The sequence below is a fragment of the Pseudomonas sp. KB_15 genome, assembly GCF_052114525.1.
In the GTDB taxonomy this organism is placed as follows: Bacteria; Pseudomonadota; Gammaproteobacteria; order Pseudomonadales; family Pseudomonadaceae; genus Aquipseudomonas.
The window spans coordinates 69,564-86,666 of record NZ_JBFREX010000017.1 but is presented as its reverse complement, the minus strand read 5'-3'; the positions used below and the strand labels follow the sequence as shown (position 1 = coordinate 86,666).

Below are 17,103 nucleotides of genomic sequence, written 5' to 3'. Positions count from 1 at the left end.
CTGGCAGGAAAGCGGGGTTTCTGGCGCCTGAGATATGCCGAACTCGCTAAAGGCCCCGGCTTCAGCGGGTTTACCAGCCGAGGGTTTCTTTCAAAAACGGGATTGTCAGCTTGCGCTGAGCCTGGAGGGAGGCCTGATCGAGACGCTCGAGCAGCTCGAAAAGTGCACTCATGCTGCGGGTACCGCGAGTCAAAATGAAATGCCCGACTTCGTCGGTCAGATGCAGCCCACGACGGGATGCGCGCAATTGCAGCGCACGCAACTTGTCCTCATCGGACAACGGGCGCATCTGAAAGATCAAGGCCAGGGTCAGGCGGGACTTGAGATCCGCCAGCTTCACCGGCAACTCGCGCGGGGATGTCGAGGCGGCAATCAGCAAACGTCGGCCGCTGTCGCGCAAGCGATTGAACAGATGAAACAGCGCCTCTTCCCAGTCCGCTCGCCCGGCAACCACTTGCAAATCATCCAGGCAGACCAGTTCGTACTGCTCCAGGTTGTCGAGGATTTCGGTACCGCGATCCAGCAACTCGGCCAACGGCAGGTACACCGCCGGCTCCCCCAATTGCTCGAAGCGCAGGCAGGCGGCCTGCAACAGGTGCGTACGCCCTACCCCGTCCTTGCCCCAAAGGTAGATCAGGCTCTCGGTCCAGCCGGCGTCGGCTTCGCACAGCCGCTCGACATAGCCGAGTGCAGCGGCATTGGCGCCTGGGTAGTAGTTGATAAAGGTGGCGTCGTCACGCAGACGCACACCTAGGGGCAGCTGAATCGGTTTCATGCTGACTGAACAGTTCCAAAGGAACCGTTAGTGGCCTCTGTGTAAAGTTTGCGAAGTTTATACCCGTGAGCCGGGCCGCACAATGCGACAGACCACAAGCAAAATCAAAGGTTTGCGTTAATGCACCGGTTTTATGGCAGTTTCTTTGGCGGTGCATGTGACAGTCGCGTGAAGCAAGCAGGCTGACCTGGCACGAACCCGGGCAGCCTGCCATTGCCGATCGACGCCCCCTACAGCTGCGGTTCGTCGACACCGCCGTATACTTCAGAATCCTTATACAAATCATGCACATGACGCACCAGCACCATGATCACCGCCGCGACTGGCAATGCCAGTAGCACACCAGTAAAGCCAAACAGCTCACCACCGGCCAGAATCGAGAAAATCACCGCCACCGGGTGCAGGCCAATCCGGTCACCGACCAGCAACGGCGTCAGCACCATACCCTCCAGTGCCTGGCCGACCATGAACACCGCGACTATGCCGAGCATCGGGTAAAGATCACCGCCGAACTGGAACAACCCCGCAATCAGCGCGGCGCCAATGCCGATGATAAACCCCATGTATGGCACGATGGCCGCCAAACCGGCAATCAGGCCAATCAACAAGCCCAGCTCCAACCCGACCAGCATCAGGCCTGCTGCGTAGATCACACCCAAGGCCACCATCACCAGCAACTGTCCGCGAATGAACGCTCCGAGCACTACATGGCATTCACCTGCCAGCAATACCGCGCGTTCTTCACGATCGCGGGGCAGCAGGCTGCGGATCTTGGCCATCATCAAGTCCCAATCCCGCAACAAATAAAAGCTCACCACCGGAATCAACACCAGATTCGCCAACCAGCCAATCAACGCCAGCCCCGAGGCAGTAGCATGGCTCAGCACCACGCCGACAACATCGGAAGTCTGACTCATATGCTCGCTGATGGCGGCCTTGAGCTTGTCGAACTTCCAGAAACCTTCCGACAAGCCGAACTTCGATTGTGCCCAGGGCAACGCCGTGTGCTGTAGCCAGTCGAGCATCTGCGGGGCCAGCTCATACAAACGAAACAACTGCCTGGCGAGCAGCGGCACCAATACCAACAGCAGCGTGGTGAGGATCAATGCAAACAGGGTAAACACCGCCACGACACCCCAGGTTCGGGACAAGCCTGCCTTCTCCAGCCGATCCACCAGCGGGTCGAAAAGGTAGGCCAACAGCAGCGCCACCAGAAACGGCGTCAGGATCGGATGCAACAACCAGACAAACGCACAAAGCAGGACCACCCCGCCGAGCCAGAACCAACGCCGCGTATCGGCCATGAACCACTCCATTGCTTCTATATAAAGAAAGAAAAACTACCAGCGAAAACGCAGTTGCGGGGTTGGGGCCGGTGCTGCGGCAGGCACCGAACCGCCGGAGGCGGGCTGAACGGGCGCGGCCGGGGCCGGTGCTTGACCCGCCGGTGCTTCCTGGAGCCTGGCCAGCGACAGCTGTGCACGCAGCTGATCGACACTGCCATTGACCCGATAGAGAATCCGGTCGCCCTCGACACGTTGTACGCGCCCGCCAAATGGCTCCAGCAAACGGCCAAGCGACGCGTAGTGCTCAAGATTCATGCCTTGCACTTCCAGCAATTGCTCGCTCGAAGCACCGGGCCTGGCGACAAACCGCGGTGCCAGGCGCTCGTTGACTGCCAGCATCACCGCATCGGCCACGGCGGCCTGATCGGCGCCCTGCACGGTGCCGGCCTCTTTCTGATCGCCCAGCCACAGACGCCACTTGGCTTGCCATTGCCCGCCCTCTTCCTGGGCGTGTACCGCGAGCAAGGCGTCGGCGTTGTAGCGTTCCGATGCAGCATGCAAAGGCGCGGGATCTGCGCCTTCCAGATTCGGCGCGGTCGCGACGATCTGTTCGTTCAGGTCGGCCAATGGCAAGCGCAATGGCAAGCCACGGTGCTGGGCAGCCCGACGCAGCGGCGCCGCGCTGGCCTGGCCGTCGCCCACCAGACTGGAACCCTCGGTGGAATCATTCAACCACCAGCCGAGGATCGACGGCCGATTGGGCCCCCACATGGCCAGGCCGGCGCGGCGCAAGGCCTGCTCGGTGGTACCCGGATCGAAATCGACTTTCAGGACTTCCGGTGGCCCGGCATCAAAGCCGTATTGGCTGATGATCTGTTGCGGGTCTTTGCGAATCGCTGCCAACCCCGGACTTTGAGCGGCCTTGGGGTCGCCGGTCAGGCGCAATACCAATGTGTCCAACGCACGCTGAGTCGCCTGATCGCGCTCCTCGGGCGACTGGCCATTCACTGGCTCGCGCACCTGATAAAGGCCTTTGACAGTTTCGGCATGACTGACCAGGCTGACCACCGACAAACAACTCACAAGCAAGAATTTACAAAAACGCATGGAAGATTCCTGACGACAAGAGCGGCTGAAACAGACCGCATGAAGACGATCGAGCAAGGCTGTGACCACTGCCCGACGCAAAACATTCACACGTTCCGGGTAAGTTTTCGCACTGTCATAACGATAGACCGTTAATCGCGATAGCTTATACAGCCATGCAGGATGCCACCGACACCGCGCTTTTATGGTTTTTTTGAGCGGATATGGCCCTGCTGTCGGCCTGAGGATGGCCGCTGCGGCTCAAGCCTGATAAAATCGCGCGCCTTCGCAGACCGGCAACAGCCGGGTACCCTGAAATTCGCGTACGGCCCTCGCCTTCGCCTGTTTCGGCGGTCCCGATGGACTCGGTCGTTACCCAGAAATCCCCCCCTAAAGGCCTGGATCATGAGCAAGCAACCCTCCCTGAGCTACAAGGACGCCGGTGTAGACATCGACGCCGGTGAAGCATTGGTCGAACGCATCAAGAGCGTCGCCAAGCGCACTGCGCGCCCGGAAGTCATGGGCGGCCTGGGCGGTTTTGGCGCCCTCTGCGAAATCCCGGCCGGCTACAAGCAGCCTGTGCTGGTTTCCGGTACTGACGGCGTCGGCACCAAGCTGCGCCTGGCACTGAACCTGAACAAGCACGACAGCATCGGCATCGACCTGGTTGCCATGTGCGTCAACGACCTGGTGGTGTGTGGCGCCGAGCCGCTGTTCTTCCTCGACTACTACGCCACCGGCAAACTGAACGTCGACACCGCTGCCCAGGTTGTGACCGGCATCGGCGCTGGCTGCGAACTGTCGGGCTGCTCGCTGGTCGGCGGCGAAACCGCTGAAATGCCTGGCATGTACGAAGGCGAAGACTACGACCTGGCCGGCTTCTGCGTCGGCGTCGTGGAAAAATCCGAAATCATCGACGGTTCCAAAGTCGCTGCCGGCGATGCCCTGCTCGCCCTGCCGTCTTCCGGTCCGCACTCCAACGGCTACTCGCTGATCCGCAAGATCATCGAAGTGTCCGGCGCCGACATCGAAAACACCCAGCTCGACGGCAAGCCGCTGACCGACCTGCTGATGGCCCCGACCCGCATCTACGTGAAGCCGCTGCTCAAGCTGATCAAGGAAACCGGCGCTGTCAAAGCCATGGCCCACATCACCGGTGGCGGCCTGCTGGACAACATTCCGCGCGTTCTGCCAAAAGGCGCGCAGGCTGTGGTTGACGTGGCCAGCTGGAACCGCCCGGCAGTGTTCGACTGGCTGCAAGAGAAAGGCAACGTCGACGAGAACGAAATGCACCGCGTGCTGAACTGCGGCGTGGGCATGGTCATCTGCGTGGCTCAGGAGCACGTTGAAGCCGCCCTGAACGTACTGCGCGAAGCGGGCGAGCAGCCTTGGGTCATCGGCCAGATCTCCACCGCTGCCGAAGGCGCAGCCCAGGTTGAACTGAAGAACCTCAAGGCTCATTGATGTCCCAGACCTGTGATGTGGTGGTGCTGTTGTCCGGCACCGGCAGTAACTTGCAGGCCCTGATCGACAGCATGCGGACCGGCGACAGCCCGGTCCGCATCGCTGCGGTGATTTCCAACCGCGCCGACGCCTACGGCCTGCAACGTGCCAGGGACGCGGGTATCGACACCCGCACCCTGGATCACAAGGCTTTCGAAGGTCGCGAGGCCTTCGACGCCGCGCTGATCGAACTGATCGACGCCTTCAATCCCGAACTCGTGGTACTGGCCGGATTCATGCGCATTCTCAGCGCTGGCTTCGTACGCCACTATCAGGGTCGCCTGCTCAATATCCATCCATCGCTGCTACCCAAATACAAAGGGTTACACACTCATCAGCGCGCGCTGGAGGCTGGCGACACCGAGCACGGCTGCTCCGTGCACTTCGTCACCGAGGAACTCGATGGCGGACCACTGGTCGTACAGGCTGTAATACCGGTAGAGTTACAGGATTCGCCGGAGAGTCTGGCGCAGCGGGTCCATGTTCAGGAACACCTGATCTACCCGATGGCCGTCCGCTGGTTTGCCGAAGGTCGTCTGGCCCTCGGCGAGCAAGGTGCTTTACTGGATGGACAGTTACTCGCGGCCAGCGGCCACTTGATTCGAAACTAGGAGATTTTATGCGTCGCGCCCTGCTCTTCGCTTGCGCTCTGCTCGCCTTGCCCTTCGCCCAGGCGGCAGACCTTCAACCTTTCTCCGCCAGCTACACCGCCGACTGGAAACAGCTGCCCATGAGTGGCACTGCCGAGCGCAGCCTCGAAAAAACCAGCGACGGCAAATGGAAACTGAGTTTCAAGGCGTCGATGATGATCGCCAGCCTGTCCGAGGAAAGCACCCTGACACTGGACAAGGACACGCTTCTTCCAGAGTCGTACCACTTTGAACGTGGCGGCCTGGGCAAGGCCAAGAAGTCGGACCTGGACTTCGACTGGAACACCAAAATGATCACCGGCACCGATCGCGGTGACGCAGTGAAGGTTCCACTGAACCGTGGCATGCTCGACAAATCCAGCTATCAGCTGGCTTTGCAGCAAGACGTTGCCATCGGCAAGAAAAGCATGACCTATCAGGTAGTCGATGGCAGTGAAGTCGATACCTATGACTTCCGCGTGCTGGGCGCTGAGAAGGTCGACACCAAGGCCGGCAAGATCGATGCGATCAAGGTTGAACGTGTGCGCGACCCGACACAAAACAAACGCATCACCGTGATGTGGTTCGCCAAGGACTGGGATTACCTGCTGGTCCGCCTGCAACAGGTCGAAACCGACGGCAAGGAGTACAACATCATGCTCCTGAACGGTACGGTCAACGGCAAGGAAGTCAAAGGCAGCTGATCCGGATCGATACCATGAAGCCCCGCCATTGCGGGGCTTTTTTGTGAGTTCGAAAATTGGAACGCCGACAAGCGCGATGGCTCTATACCTTCAAGGTCTTTTTTGATCGAATGAGATTTCCTGTCGCCCGCGAGGTTTCCCATGACCGTTACTGTCAACACCGTTTCTGCCGAAGGCTTTCGCCACAGCGTCCAGATCGATGACCATGAACTCTTCGCCGACGTGCCCGTCACGGCTGGCGGAGAGGGCTCGGCGCCGGAGCCGCACGATTATTTCGATGCCGCGCTGGGTGCCTGCAAAGCCTTGACCTTGAAGCTGTATGCCAGGAAGAAGGACATCCCGCTGACCGGTGTCGGCGTCGAGGTCAAGCGCGACAACAGCCTGGAACAGAAGGGCCAGTACGCGCTGCACGTCAAACTGACCCTCAAGGGCGTGCTCACCGACGCCCAGCGCGACGAACTGCACCGCGTGGCCGATCGCTGCCCGATCCACAAGCTGATGACCACGTCTGAAGTCAGCATCGAAACTCATTTGTCCGAAGGCGCGTTCAGCCAATAGCGGCAAGGGCTGCGCAAGCGGGTTATGCTCGAATGCATTACCCGCTCAGCCTGGAACGCACCATGAACACTCCACTCGTGATCCGCCCCCGCACCGAAGATGTCGAAGGTCAGCCAATTCTGCGTCCACTGCCATCTGCCAAGTGCCGCAGCGTCGGGCCATTCGTGTTTTTCGATCACATGCTGGAAACCCGTTATCCGCCGGGCAAAGGCATGAACATCCGCCAGCATCCGCACATTGGCCTGTCCACCCTCACTTACTTGTTCCAGGGGCAGATCCAGCACAAGGACAGCCTCGGCTCCGATCAAGTGGTCGGGACTGGCGACGTCAGCTGGATGACGGCTGGCAGTGCCATTGCCCACGTGGAACGCACGCCTGAGGCCCTGAAAAAAAGCGGTTTCACGATGCACGGTTTGCAGATCTGGCTGGCCTCGCCCAAGGATAAAGAACAAGGTCCGGGGCATTACAGCCACCATCCGGCTTCCACATTGCCGGTCAGCGAAAACCTGGGGGTGAAGATTCGCATGATTGCCGGGTCAGGCTTTTGCCTGGAATCACCAGTGCCGGTGCTTTCTCCTACGTTGTACGCGGAACTGCACCTGCAAACGGCGACAACGCTGTTGATCCCCACCGAGCATGAGGAACGTGCGCTGTATGTGTTGAGCGGCGAAGTGCAACTGGATGGCGAGCCACTAGAGCCGCATTCGCTGGTGGTACTGCCTGCCGGGGAAGAGATGACCCTGTTTGCTGAAAGCGACAGTCACGCCGTGTTGTTTGGCGGTGCACCGCTGGACGGGCCACGGCGGATCAACTGGAATTTCGTCGCGAGCGATCCGGCAGCGATTGATGAAGCACGGCGGCGCTGGGCGGCCGGGGACTGGCCGACGGTGCCGGGGGAAAGCGAGCGGATCGAACTGCCTTAGTTTTTATATCGTTTGTCAGGCCGCCTTCGCGGGCAAGCCCGCTCCCACAGGGAATTGTGTTACCGACTCGGTCAAATGTGGGAGCGGGCTTGCCCGCGAAGGGGCCGGCACTCACACCGACCAAATCACGATCAACCCTTGAACACTTCATCCAGCAAGTTATGCATCGAGGTGAACGCCCGGGCAGCGATCTTCGCGTCATACATCATCATGCCCGGCACCTTGGCGTGCGGGTCGGTGAATGAGTGGAACGCACCGCCGTAGCTCAGCAACTGCCAGTCCACACCTGCCGCGTTCATTTCATCTTCGAATGCCGGCAACTGCTCCTTTGGCACCAGTGGATCGGAGGCACCGTGCAGTACCAGCACCTTACCCTGGATATTTTTTGCATCGGCCGGATTCGGTGTGTCCAGCGTGCCGTGGAACGATACCGCAGCTTTCACTGGCGCGCCGGTACGGGCAAATTCCAGGGCGCAGCAACCGCCGAAGCAGAAACCGTAGGTCGCCAGCTTCGACGTATCGACTGCCGCCTCGCCCTGCCCCTGCAACTGCTCGAACGCCGCCTGCATGCGCTTGCGCAGCAATGCGCGGTCATTCTTCAACGGCATCATTGCCGCGCCGGCCTCGTCATTGTTCGTCGGACGAACCGATTGACCGTAAAGGTCTGCGATCAGCACCACATACCCCTTGGATGCCACCGACCTGGCGATCTCTTCGGCACCGGCGCTGACGCCCATCCAGTTCGGCGCCATCAACAAACCCGGACGCGGGCCTTTATGGTCGGCATCGAAGGCCAGACGGCTTTCGTAAGCCTGGCCGTCAATCTGATAGGCAACGGAACGTACAGTGATCTGGCTCATTTCTGACTCCTGATTTTTTAGCACCGGAATGAAAAAACCCGCCGAAGCGGGTTTTTCTACAACACAATCAAGCCGACAGTTCGACCAACAGCTTGTTGAGACGGCGCACATACGCGGCCGGGTCTTTCAAGCTGTCGCCGGCCGCCAGGGCCGCCTGATCGAAGAGGATGTGCGACAGATCGCCGAAGCGCTCGTCGCTCTGCTCGTTGTCGAGCTTCTCGATCAGCGGGTGAGCCGGGTTGAATTCGAAGATCGGCTTCGAATCCGGAACCTTCTGACCGCTGGCTTCCAGGATCTGGCGCATCTGCAGGCCCAGGTCCTGCTCACCGATGGCCAGGATCGCCGGCGAGTCGGTCAGGCGATGGGACACCCGAACTTCCGCAACGGATTCGCCCAGCGCGGTCTTCAGACGCTCAACCAGACCTTCTTTGGCCTTGGCGACTTCTTGCGCTGCCTTCTTGTCCTCTTCCGAGTCCAGGTTGCCGAGGTCCAGGTCACCGCGCGCCACGTCGACAAAGCTCTTGCCGTCGAAGTCGCTGAGGTAGCTCATCAGCCACTCGTCGATGCGATCAGTCAGCAGCAGCACTTCGATGCCTTTCTTGCGGAAGACTTCCAGGTGCGGGCTGTTTTTGACCTGCGCGTAGGTTTCGCCGGTCAGGTAGTAGATCTTGTCCTGACCTTCTTTGGCGCGCGCCAGGTATTCGGCCAGGCCAACAACCTGTTCGCCATCATCGCCATTGGTCGATGCGAAACGCAGCAGACCGGCGATTTTTTCCTTGTTGGCGAAGTCTTCTGCCGGGCCTTCTTTCATGACCTGACCGAAGTTTTTCCAGAAGCCTTTGTACTGCTCGGGCTCGTTCTTCGCCAGTTTTTCCAGCATGTCCAGAACGCGCTTGGTCAGCGCCGACTTCATGGAATCGATGATCGGGTCTTTCTGCAGGATTTCCCGCGACACATTCAGCGACAGGTCGTTGGAATCGACCACGCCCTTGATGAAGCGCAGGTACAACGGCAGGAAGGACTCAGCCTGATCCATGACGAATACGCGCTGCACGTACAATTTCAGGCCTTTCGGCGCTTCACGCTGGTACAGGTCGAACGGAGCGCGGGTCGGCACGTACAGCAGCGAGCTGTATTCCAGCTTGCCTTCGACCTTGTTGTGGCTCCAGCTCAGCGGGTTTTCGAAGTCGTGAGCGATGTGCTTGTAGAACTCCTGATATTCCTCGTCCTTGATTTCGGTACGCGGACGGGTCCACAGGGCGCTGGCGCGGTTGACGGTTTCCCATTCAACGGCAGGCTTCTCCTCGCCCTCGGTGGCTGCCACTTCTTTCGGCAACTCGATTGGCAAGGCGATGTGGTCGGAGTACTTCTTGATGATGTTGCGCAGGCGCCAGCCATCGGCGAACTCGTCTTCACCGGATTTCAGGTGCAGGACGATGCGAGTGCCGCGCTCGGCCTTGTCGATGGTCGCAACTTCGAAGTCGCCTTCGCCCTTGGACGACCAGTGCACGCCTTCGCTGGCAGCGCTGCCGGCACGACGGCTGAACACATCGACTTTGTCAGCGACGATGAATGCGGAGTAGAAGCCGACACCGAACTGGCCGATCAGGTGCGAGTCTTTCTTCTGGTCGCCGGTCAGGTGCTTCATGAAATCGGCGGTGCCGGACTTGGCGATGGTACCCAGGTGGGTGATCGCGTCTTCGCGGCTCATGCCGATACCGTTGTCTTCGAGGGTGACGGTTTTAGCGTCCTTGTCGAAGCTCACGCGGATTTTCAGTTCGGCGCCACCTTCCAGCAGCTCTGGCTTGGCCAGGGCTTCGAAACGTAATTTGTCGACAGCGTCAGAGGCGTTCGAGATCAATTCGCGAAGGAAAATTTCCTTGTTGGAATACAACGAATGGATCATGAGATGCAGCAGTTGCTTCACCTCGGTCTGGAAGCCCAGGGTTTCCTTTTGAGTTTCCACACTCATGGTCATCAAACTCCAATCAGATGGCATAAGCCGCGACCTTGAGGGTCGGCGGCGGGTTGTCCTCAGAGTTTGGGGCACCGTTCAGGATTTCAAGGGCTCTTCGAGTTTGAAATGTGCACGGGCCGTGGCAATGGGTTCGGCTTCGGTGCTTTGCCAGGCGGTAATCGCCACGTTGGCGACCCGGCGACCCTGGCGACACACCTGACATCGGGCCCAGGTATCGCGAAACTGCCCGGCACGCAGGTAATCCAGGGAGAAGTCGATGATCTTCGGCACCCCTGGCGATCCGGTAAACACCAACAGGTGCAGCGCGGCGGCCAACTCCATGAAACCGGCGATCACACCGCCATGAATCGCCGGCAACAACGGGTTACCGATGTTGTCCTTGTTCGCTGGCAGCTTGAACAGCAACTCATCTCCCACCCGTGAACATTCGACGCCGATCAGCCGGGCATAGGGAATCAAATCCAGCAGCGAGGCGTAATCGCCCTGCTCGTGGGCCTTTTGCAATTGCTCCTTTAGAGACTCGCTCACTGCGCACCTCCGGCAACCGCACCACCAAAGCCCTTGGTGCCCTTGAGACCCTTGCCCATGCGCATGAAAGTGCCCATCACATGAGCAATGGGTTGCTCGGGGTCATCCTGATAGGCAAAGCCACGGGCGAAAATTACGTCGGTGGTGACGCGATAGCATTGGGCAAAGCCGTAGACATCTTTATGCGGCTCGGCGGCATGCATGTAGTCGATGCGTAGATCGAGGGTCGGGCAGACCTCGAATTCCGGGAGCACGCAGAGCGTCGCCATGCCACAGGCCGTGTCCATCAGCGAAGTCAGCGCCCCGCCATGAATCACGCCGGTTTCGGGATTGCCGACGATCTGCGGGCTGTACGGCAGCACAATCGTCAGCCCTTCGCTGTTGGCGCTGTGAACGCGTAGTCCAAGTACCTGACAGTGTCGCAGCGCCGACAGAAAGCGCATCGCACGCTCAAAAACGGGGTTTTCAGCCATTTGATAAAAACTCTTGTTTAAATCCGTTCAATGCGGTGGCGCTCCGGGTAAAAGTTCCGCATTAGAACAAACTTATATATCTGAAATAATTAAGGAACTTAACCCTGATGCGTGGGTTCTTAAGGCCAGTAGATGCTTTTCATCAGGAGAAACACCCCATGCGTAAGACTTTAGCTATTGCCTTGATGTTGACCGCTTCCCTCGGTCTCGCTGCCTGCGATAAAAAATCCGAGGACAAAGCTCAAGAAGCTAACAAACATGCTGAGCAAGCTCAGCAAGATATGAGCAAAGCTCAGGATAAAGTGAACGACGCGGCGAAAGAAAACGCCGAAGCTGCCAAAGCTCAGGCTGAATCGAACGCGGAAGCGGCAAAAGAGGCTGCTCCGGCCACTCCGGCCGCTCCGGCCGCTCCGGAAGCGCCTAAGAACTAATCCGGTTTTTAGCGTGATAAAAGAAAACCCGCCAAGTGCGGGTTTTCTTTTGCCTTCAAAAAAATGCTTAGAGCAAAATCGTTCGAAAAGTCGGACTAATCATCAGCAACAGCGAGCAGATTAATCCCACCAGCCAGACCAGACTGCGTTGCCAGGCCAGGTCCTTCCAGTAACACACCAGATAAATAACCCGAGTGATCACAAAGATGATCGCGAGCAAATCGATGAGCCAGCCTGCCGTCTGCGTTGTATGCGCCATCAACACACCCACCGCAAATAATATGAAGGCTTCAAAACTATTCTGATGCGCCGCCACCGCACGGGCACCGAAACCTGTGAGTTGGCCCTGCTGTTGGCGCGGTAGGTGATTGTTGTAACCGCCCTGCTCTTTCATGGCCTTGGTCACGGGCATACGCGCCACGTAAATCAGCACGGCACTGATAAACACACACCAGAACGGAATACTCATCAAGCAGCCTCTTTGATCACCTCGGGCAATGGCGCCTCTGTAGGGGTATAGACCATCACGTCGAGTACGTCAGAGTGAAACTCGCGACGGTACAACACAAATACCACACCGGCACTCATCAACATGAACAGCCATGGGCTGACGAACCAGGCCAGCATGGTCATGCCGAAGTAATAAGAGCGCAGGCCAAAGTTGAACTGGTTGGCGGCCATGGAGATGACACGGGCTGCACGGGCGGCAAAGGCCTTGCGCTCCTGCTCGGACACATGGCGTTCACCGACCATCGGCGCCGAGCCGACCAGAATGGCGGCGAAGTTGTACTGGCGCATGCACCAGCTGAACGTGAAGAACGCATAGACAAACACCAGCGCCAGGCACAACAACTTGATTTCCGACATGCCCTGGGACGCCTGTTGCACCATCGGGATATCCGCCAGCAACGACACCGCCCGCTCCGACGCCCCCAGCACCGTGAGAATACCGGCCAGGATAATCAATGTACTGGAAGCGAAGAACGAAGCATTGCGCTCCAGATTGCCGATCACGCTGGCATCGGCGATGCGGTTGTCACGCAGCAGCATGCGGCGCATCCAGTCCTCACGATACAGGTGCAGCACACTGGCCAGACACGCGGTGTCACGGCCTTTCCAGGTGGCATAGCGGGTGTACCCGCCCCAGCAGATGACGAACCAGATAGCGGCAAGAATGTGTATCAGATTGGCTTGGATGAACGACATGCAGGTCCTTGTGATGTATTTGCGGATTACACAGACCCTGTGGGAGCGAGCTTGCTCGCGATTGCGGCGGGTCAGCCGACATCAATCTTGAATGTACTGCCCCCATCGCGAGCAAGCTCGCTCCCACAAAGGGTTTTGCAGTGATTCGACGTTAGCCTAAGAAAAAAGACACTGCCTGATGCCCATAAAAAATGCCCCGTATCGATTGATACGGGGCATTTCTGTTTTGTTCACAGACCCGCTTGTGACGGGCCGGTAAAGCTTAAGCCAGCGCTTCTTCGCGCTTGCCCAGCAGACGGTCGCAGACAACGGCAACCACCAGCGTCATCACCGAAGGCACCAGCCAGGCCAGGCCCTGCTCGCTCAGCGGCAGGTGGGCCATTTGCGTTGGCATCCAGTCCGCCAGGCCTGCACCCTTGAGGGCGTCGATCAGGCCGAAGATGAACGACACCAGCATGACCGGGCCGAGGATACGACCCTGCTCATGCCAGAAGTCCTTGCAGAAGCTCAACGCCACCAGAACGATGCACGGTGGGTAGATCGCGGTCAGTACCGGGATCGAGAACGCAATCAACTTGGTCAGGCCCAGGTTGGACACCAGCAGGGAAAACGCCGCCAGGATAATCACCAGGGTCTTGTAGGACAGTGGCAGCACGCGGCTGAAGTATTCGGCACAGGCACAGGTCAGACCAACCGCAGTCACCAGGCACGCCAGAGAAATCAGCACCGCGAGGAAACCGCTGCCCAACGAACCGAAGGTGTGCTGCACGTAAGCGTGCAATACCGCCGCGCCATTGGTCGCACCTGCGGCCACTTCATGGCTGCCCGAACCGAGACGGAACAGGCTGACATAAACCAGTGCCAGGCCCACACCGGCAATCAGACCGGCGATGATCGCGTAGCGGGTGATCAGTGCTGGCGACTCGACGCCGCGCGAACGGATGGCATTGACGATAACGATGCCGAACACCAGGGCACCCAGGGTATCCATGGTCAGGTAACCATTGATGAAGCCTTGGGAAAACGGTGCCGCTACGTATTCAGGCGTGGCTTGGCCAATGTCACCGGCCGGCAGGGCGAATGCTGCAATGCCCAGCACGGCCAGGGCGATGATCTTCAGCGGAGCGAGAAAGCGCCCTACGGTATCCAGCAAACGGCCCGGGTACAGCGAGATGAAGAACACCAGCAAGAAGTAAACCGAGCTGTACAGGAACAAAGCCAGCGGGCTCTCGCCGGTCAGCGGCGCCAGGCCCACTTCGAACGATACCGTCGCGGTACGTGGCGTCGCGAACAGCGGTCCTACGGCCAGGTAGCAAGCAGCCGCCAACAGGCCACCTGCCACTTTACCGATCGGGCTGCTCAACGCATCCATTGCACCACCGACCTTGGCCAGCGCCACAACGGTGATCACCGGCAAACCTACCGCGGTGACCAGGAAACCCAGCGCCGCCATCCAGACATTAGGCCCGGACTGCAAACCGACGATAGGCGGGAAGATGATGTTGCCAGCCCCGACGAACAGGGCAAACGTCATAAAACCAAGTGCCAGGATGTCCTGGCCTTTCAACACTTTCATTAAGGAAATACCACACTACTGAATCGGAATTTAGAGAGGGATTTCCCTATGGATGAGGGAAATGCTGTCAGTCCGTATAAGACCGACCCTTTTAGCGCGTTGCAGCCTTGTGGGCCGCGGACGCAAAAATGGCGAGTAGCCTAACGAATTTGGCCGATAAACGCACTGTTAGTGGGCAAACATTCCGATATACGACATTTTTGTGTCGCGTTTATGCATGTAAATGGTTGGTGCCTGTAAGTCCGCCTTCGCGGGCAAGCCCGCTCCCACATTGGAACGCGTACAAAATGTGGGAGCGGGCTTGCCCCGGGCGGCGTTCCGACGAAGGGGCCAGCAGAGCCAACACAAATCCCGGAAACGACAAAGGCCACCCGAAGGTGGCCTTTGTTTGGTGAAGCGTCAGCCAAGCGCGAGGCTTACTTGACAGCCCAACCAGTCAGCTCGGCCAGGGCCTTGCCGATGTCTGCCAGCGAACGCACGGTTTTAACGCCTGCGTCTTGCAGAGCAGCGAATTTCTCGTCTGCAGTGCCTTTGCCGCCAGAGATGATTGCGCCAGCATGGCCCATGCGCTTGCCCGGAGGAGCAGTCACACCAGCGATGTAGGAAACAACCGGCTTGGTCACGTGTGCCTTGATGTAGGCAGCCGCTTCTTCTTCAGCCGAACCGCCGATCTCGCCGATCATCACGATCGCTTCGGTCTTCGGGTCTTCCTGGAACAGCTTCAGGATGTCGATGAAGTTCGAACCCGGGATCGGGTCACCACCGATGCCGACGCAAGTCGACTGACCGAAACCGGCGTCAGTAGTCTGCTTTACAGCTTCGTAGGTCAGGGTGCCGGAACGGGAAACGATACCGACCTTGCCTGGCAAGTGAATGTGACCTGGCATGATGCCGATCTTGCATTCGCCTGGAGTGATCACGCCTGGGCAGTTAGGGCCGATCAGGGTAACACCCAGCTCGTCGCACTTAACTTTAGCGTCCAGCATGTCCAGGGTAGGAATGCCTTCGGTGATGCAGACGATCAGCTTGATGCCGCCGAAAGCAGCTTCCAGGATCGAGTCCTTGCAGAAAGGAGCCGGAACGTAGATCACGCTGGCGGTAGCGCCAGTGGCAGCTACTGCGTCTTTAACGGTGTTGAACACTGGCAGACCCAGGTGCTCGGTGCCGCCTTTGCCTGGAGTTACACCACCAACCATCTTGGTGCCGTACTCGATGGCTTGCTGGGTGTGGAAACTACCTTGCGAACCGGTAATACCCTGGCAGATAACTTTGGTGTCTTTATTGATCAGGACGCTCATTATTTGCCCTCCGCAGCTTTGACAACTTGTTGAGCAGCGTCGGTCAGGCTGGTAGCAGCGATGATGTTCAAACCGCTTTCTGCCAGTACTTTAGCGCCCAGCTCAGCGTTGTTGCCTTCAAGGCGAACAACAACCGGGATTTTCACGCCGACTTCTTTCACTGCACCGATGATGCCTTCGGCAATCATGTCGCAACGAACGATGCCGCCGAAGATGTTGACCAGTACTGCAGCGACGTTAGTGTCGGACAGGATGATCTTGAACGCTTCGGTAACGCGTTCCTTGGTAGCACCGCCGCCCACGTCGAGGAAGTTGGCTGGCTTGCCGCCATGCAGGTTGACGATGTCCATGGTACCCATGGCCAGGCCAGCACCGTTGACCATGCAACCGATGTTGCCTTCCAGCGCTACGTAGTTCAGTTCGAACTTGGCAGCGTGCGCTTCGCGCGGATCGTCTTGCGACGGATCGTGGAAAGTCTTCAGCTTAGGCTGACGGTACATGGCGTTGGCGTCGATGTTGATCTTGGCGTCCAGGCAGTGCAGATCGCCGTCAGCCTTGATCACCAGCGGGTTCACTTCCAGCAGGGCCAGATCGTGATCCTGGAACAGTTTGGCCAGACCTACGAAGATCTTGGCGAACTGGGCAACTTGCTTGCCTTCCAGACCCAGCTGAAAAGCCAATTCGCGACCCTGGAATGGCTGAGCGCCAACCAGTGGATCGATAGTGGCTTTCAGAATTTTTTCTGGAGTGTCGTGAGCGATTTTCTCGATGTCCACGCCACCTTCGGTGGAAGCCATGAACACGATACGACGGCTCGAACGGTCAACGACAGCGCCCAGGTACAGCTCTTTAGCGATATCAGTGCACGATTCAACCAGGATCTTGGTGACTGGCTGACCATTGGCGTCAGTCTGGTAAGTCACCAGACGCTTGCCCAGCCACTGCTGTGCGAAGGCTTTGGCGTCTTCTTTGTTGCGAACCAGCTTTACGCCGCCCGCTTTACCGCGACCACCGGCGTGGACCTGGGCTTTGACAACCCACTCGCTGCCGCCGATTTTGTCGCAAGCTTCTGCTGCTGCTTCCGGGGTGTCTACCGCGTAACCGGTGGAAACTGGCAGGCCGTACTCAGCGAACAGCTGCTTACCCTGATACTCGTGAAGATTCATGCTTATTACCGTCTTCGTTAGGTACTGCGCATTCGGTGCTGCACTCATTCAAGTGCCGCACCACCTGTGACTGCTGCTTGCATAGCTGAGCTATGCAAGACTGCGTCCAGCGGATATTCCGCG

18 protein-coding genes are annotated in these 17,103 nt (G+C 58.6%); 6 read left to right on the top strand and 12 right to left on the bottom strand.

Going from position 1 to position 17,103, the window contains the following annotated elements:
• Positions 1-70 precede the first annotated feature (70 nt).
• The 3 genes from hda to AB4Z35_RS16070 all read right to left on the bottom strand — a co-directional run bounded on the left by hda (position 71) and on the right by AB4Z35_RS16070 (position 3,168).
• The gene (gene hda / locus AB4Z35_RS16080; RefSeq protein ID WP_007998108.1) at positions 71-775 is read right to left on the bottom strand and encodes a DnaA regulatory inactivator Hda; all 705 of its coding nucleotides are present in this window, start codon (positions 773-775) and stop codon (positions 71-73) included.
• Positions 776-1,005: 230 nt separating this feature from the next.
• The gene (locus AB4Z35_RS16075) at positions 1,006-2,079 is read right to left on the bottom strand and encodes an AI-2E family transporter (RefSeq protein WP_007998106.1); all 1,074 of its coding nucleotides are present in this window, start codon (positions 2,077-2,079) and stop codon (positions 1,006-1,008) included.
• A gap of 36 nt (positions 2,080-2,115) precedes the next feature.
• Positions 2,116-3,168, bottom strand: a complete 1,053-nt coding sequence (locus AB4Z35_RS16070) for a DUF2066 domain-containing protein (protein ID WP_442098061.1) — start codon at positions 3,166-3,168, stop codon at positions 2,116-2,118.
• Positions 3,169-3,552: 384 nt separating this feature from the next.
• Here AB4Z35_RS16070 and purM point away from each other — a divergent pair, with 384 nt between their 5' ends.
• The 5 genes from purM to AB4Z35_RS16045 all read left to right on the top strand — a co-directional run bounded on the left by purM (position 3,553) and on the right by AB4Z35_RS16045 (position 7,464).
• Positions 3,553-4,611, top strand: a complete 1,059-nt coding sequence (purM, locus tag AB4Z35_RS16065) for a phosphoribosylformylglycinamidine cyclo-ligase (protein ID WP_008049708.1) — start codon at positions 3,553-3,555, stop codon at positions 4,609-4,611.
• Complete coding sequence (gene purN / locus AB4Z35_RS16060) at positions 4,611-5,261, top strand: phosphoribosylglycinamide formyltransferase (RefSeq protein ID WP_442098060.1); 651 nt, start codon at positions 4,611-4,613, stop codon at positions 5,259-5,261. The genes purM and purN overlap by 1 nt, the downstream gene beginning before the upstream one ends.
• An 8-nt stretch (positions 5,262-5,269) precedes the next feature.
• Positions 5,270-5,983: a DUF3108 domain-containing protein gene (locus AB4Z35_RS16055; RefSeq protein WP_442098058.1), complete on the top strand. Its 714-nt coding sequence runs from the start codon at positions 5,270-5,272 to the stop codon at positions 5,981-5,983.
• A gap of 141 nt (positions 5,984-6,124) precedes the next feature.
• Entirely contained in the window at positions 6,125-6,541 is a 417-nt protein-coding gene (locus tag AB4Z35_RS16050) for an OsmC family protein (RefSeq protein ID WP_008049704.1), read from the top strand.
• Between the two features lie 62 nt (positions 6,542-6,603).
• Positions 6,604-7,464 (top strand): pirin family protein, encoded by an 861-nt coding sequence (locus AB4Z35_RS16045; protein WP_442098057.1) that lies wholly within the window; start codon positions 6,604-6,606, stop codon positions 7,462-7,464.
• 131 nt (positions 7,465-7,595) lie between these two features.
• On the opposite strand, the gene AB4Z35_RS16040 is transcribed toward AB4Z35_RS16045, so the two are convergent.
• The 4 genes from AB4Z35_RS16040 to AB4Z35_RS16025 all read right to left on the bottom strand — a co-directional run bounded on the left by AB4Z35_RS16040 (position 7,596) and on the right by AB4Z35_RS16025 (position 11,303).
• Positions 7,596-8,324 (bottom strand): dienelactone hydrolase family protein, encoded by a 729-nt coding sequence (locus AB4Z35_RS16040; RefSeq protein WP_007998095.1) that lies wholly within the window; start codon positions 8,322-8,324, stop codon positions 7,596-7,598.
• A 67-nt stretch (positions 8,325-8,391) separates the two neighbouring features.
• The gene (htpG, locus tag AB4Z35_RS16035; protein WP_442098056.1) at positions 8,392-10,296 is read right to left on the bottom strand and encodes a molecular chaperone HtpG; all 1,905 of its coding nucleotides are present in this window, start codon (positions 10,294-10,296) and stop codon (positions 8,392-8,394) included.
• 81 nt (positions 10,297-10,377) lie between these two features.
• Complete coding sequence (locus AB4Z35_RS16030; RefSeq protein ID WP_007984572.1) at positions 10,378-10,830, bottom strand: PaaI family thioesterase; 453 nt, start codon at positions 10,828-10,830, stop codon at positions 10,378-10,380.
• The gene (locus tag AB4Z35_RS16025) at positions 10,827-11,303 is read right to left on the bottom strand and encodes a PaaI family thioesterase (RefSeq protein WP_108231350.1); all 477 of its coding nucleotides are present in this window, start codon (positions 11,301-11,303) and stop codon (positions 10,827-10,829) included. Before AB4Z35_RS16025 ends, AB4Z35_RS16030 begins: the two co-directional genes overlap by 4 nt.
• Positions 11,304-11,461: 158 nt before the next feature.
• Here AB4Z35_RS16025 and AB4Z35_RS16020 point away from each other — a divergent pair, with 158 nt between their 5' ends.
• The gene (locus tag AB4Z35_RS16020; RefSeq protein ID WP_015096182.1) at positions 11,462-11,734 is read left to right on the top strand and encodes a hypothetical protein; all 273 of its coding nucleotides are present in this window, start codon (positions 11,462-11,464) and stop codon (positions 11,732-11,734) included.
• 67 nt (positions 11,735-11,801) lie between these two features.
• Here the strand turns inward: AB4Z35_RS16020 and AB4Z35_RS16015 are convergent, their stop codons facing one another.
• The 5 genes from AB4Z35_RS16015 to sucC form a co-directional block, all read right to left on the bottom strand.
• Entirely contained in the window at positions 11,802-12,203 is a 402-nt protein-coding gene (locus tag AB4Z35_RS16015; RefSeq protein WP_116582318.1) for an MAPEG family protein, read from the bottom strand.
• Complete coding sequence (locus tag AB4Z35_RS16010) at positions 12,203-12,940, bottom strand: DUF599 domain-containing protein (RefSeq protein ID WP_442098055.1); 738 nt, start codon at positions 12,938-12,940, stop codon at positions 12,203-12,205. Before AB4Z35_RS16010 ends, AB4Z35_RS16015 begins: the two co-directional genes overlap by 1 nt.
• Positions 12,941-13,202: 262 nt before the next feature.
• Positions 13,203-14,516, bottom strand: coding sequence for a branched-chain amino acid transport system II carrier protein (brnQ, locus tag AB4Z35_RS16005; RefSeq protein ID WP_442098054.1), 1,314 nt, complete (start codon positions 14,514-14,516; stop codon positions 13,203-13,205).
• Positions 14,517-14,932: 416 nt separating this feature from the next.
• On the bottom strand, positions 14,933-15,814 hold the full coding sequence (gene sucD, locus AB4Z35_RS16000; protein WP_003223019.1) for a succinate--CoA ligase subunit alpha: 882 nt from the start codon (positions 15,812-15,814) through the stop codon (positions 14,933-14,935).
• Positions 15,814-16,980, bottom strand: a complete 1,167-nt coding sequence (sucC, locus tag AB4Z35_RS15995) for an ADP-forming succinate--CoA ligase subunit beta (RefSeq protein ID WP_003223015.1) — start codon at positions 16,978-16,980, stop codon at positions 15,814-15,816. Before sucC ends, sucD begins: the two co-directional genes overlap by 1 nt.
• Positions 16,981-17,103: the final 123 nt, after the last annotated feature.

Coding starts and splice junctions, on each gene's coding strand:
- hda (WP_007998108.1), bottom strand. CDS start 775: ATGAAACCGATTCAGCTGCCCCTAGGTGTGCGTCTGCGTGACGACGCC.
- AB4Z35_RS16075 (WP_007998106.1), bottom strand. CDS start 2,079: ATGGCCGATACGCGGCGTTGGTTCTGGCTCGGCGGGGTGGTCCTGCTT.
- AB4Z35_RS16070 (WP_442098061.1), bottom strand. CDS start 3,168: ATGCGTTTTTGTAAATTCTTGCTTGTGAGTTGTTTGTCGGTGGTCAGC.
- purM (WP_008049708.1), top strand. CDS start 3,553: ATGAGCAAGCAACCCTCCCTGAGCTACAAGGACGCCGGTGTAGACATC.
- purN (WP_442098060.1), top strand. CDS start 4,611: ATGTCCCAGACCTGTGATGTGGTGGTGCTGTTGTCCGGCACCGGCAGT.
- AB4Z35_RS16055 (WP_442098058.1), top strand. CDS start 5,270: ATGCGTCGCGCCCTGCTCTTCGCTTGCGCTCTGCTCGCCTTGCCCTTC.
- AB4Z35_RS16050 (WP_008049704.1), top strand. CDS start 6,125: ATGACCGTTACTGTCAACACCGTTTCTGCCGAAGGCTTTCGCCACAGC.
- AB4Z35_RS16045 (WP_442098057.1), top strand. CDS start 6,604: ATGAACACTCCACTCGTGATCCGCCCCCGCACCGAAGATGTCGAAGGT.
- AB4Z35_RS16040 (WP_007998095.1), bottom strand. CDS start 8,324: ATGAGCCAGATCACTGTACGTTCCGTTGCCTATCAGATTGACGGCCAG.
- htpG (WP_442098056.1), bottom strand. CDS start 10,296: ATGAGTGTGGAAACTCAAAAGGAAACCCTGGGCTTCCAGACCGAGGTG.
- AB4Z35_RS16025 (WP_108231350.1), bottom strand. CDS start 11,303: ATGGCTGAAAACCCCGTTTTTGAGCGTGCGATGCGCTTTCTGTCGGCG.
- AB4Z35_RS16020 (WP_015096182.1), top strand. CDS start 11,462: ATGCGTAAGACTTTAGCTATTGCCTTGATGTTGACCGCTTCCCTCGGT.
- AB4Z35_RS16015 (WP_116582318.1), bottom strand. CDS start 12,203: ATGAGTATTCCGTTCTGGTGTGTGTTTATCAGTGCCGTGCTGATTTAC.
- AB4Z35_RS16010 (WP_442098055.1), bottom strand. CDS start 12,940: ATGTCGTTCATCCAAGCCAATCTGATACACATTCTTGCCGCTATCTGG.
- brnQ (WP_442098054.1), bottom strand. CDS start 14,516: ATGAAAGTGTTGAAAGGCCAGGACATCCTGGCACTTGGTTTTATGACG.
- sucD (WP_003223019.1), bottom strand. CDS start 15,814: ATGAGCGTCCTGATCAATAAAGACACCAAAGTTATCTGCCAGGGTATT.
- sucC (WP_003223015.1), bottom strand. CDS start 16,980: ATGAATCTTCACGAGTATCAGGGTAAGCAGCTGTTCGCTGAGTACGGC.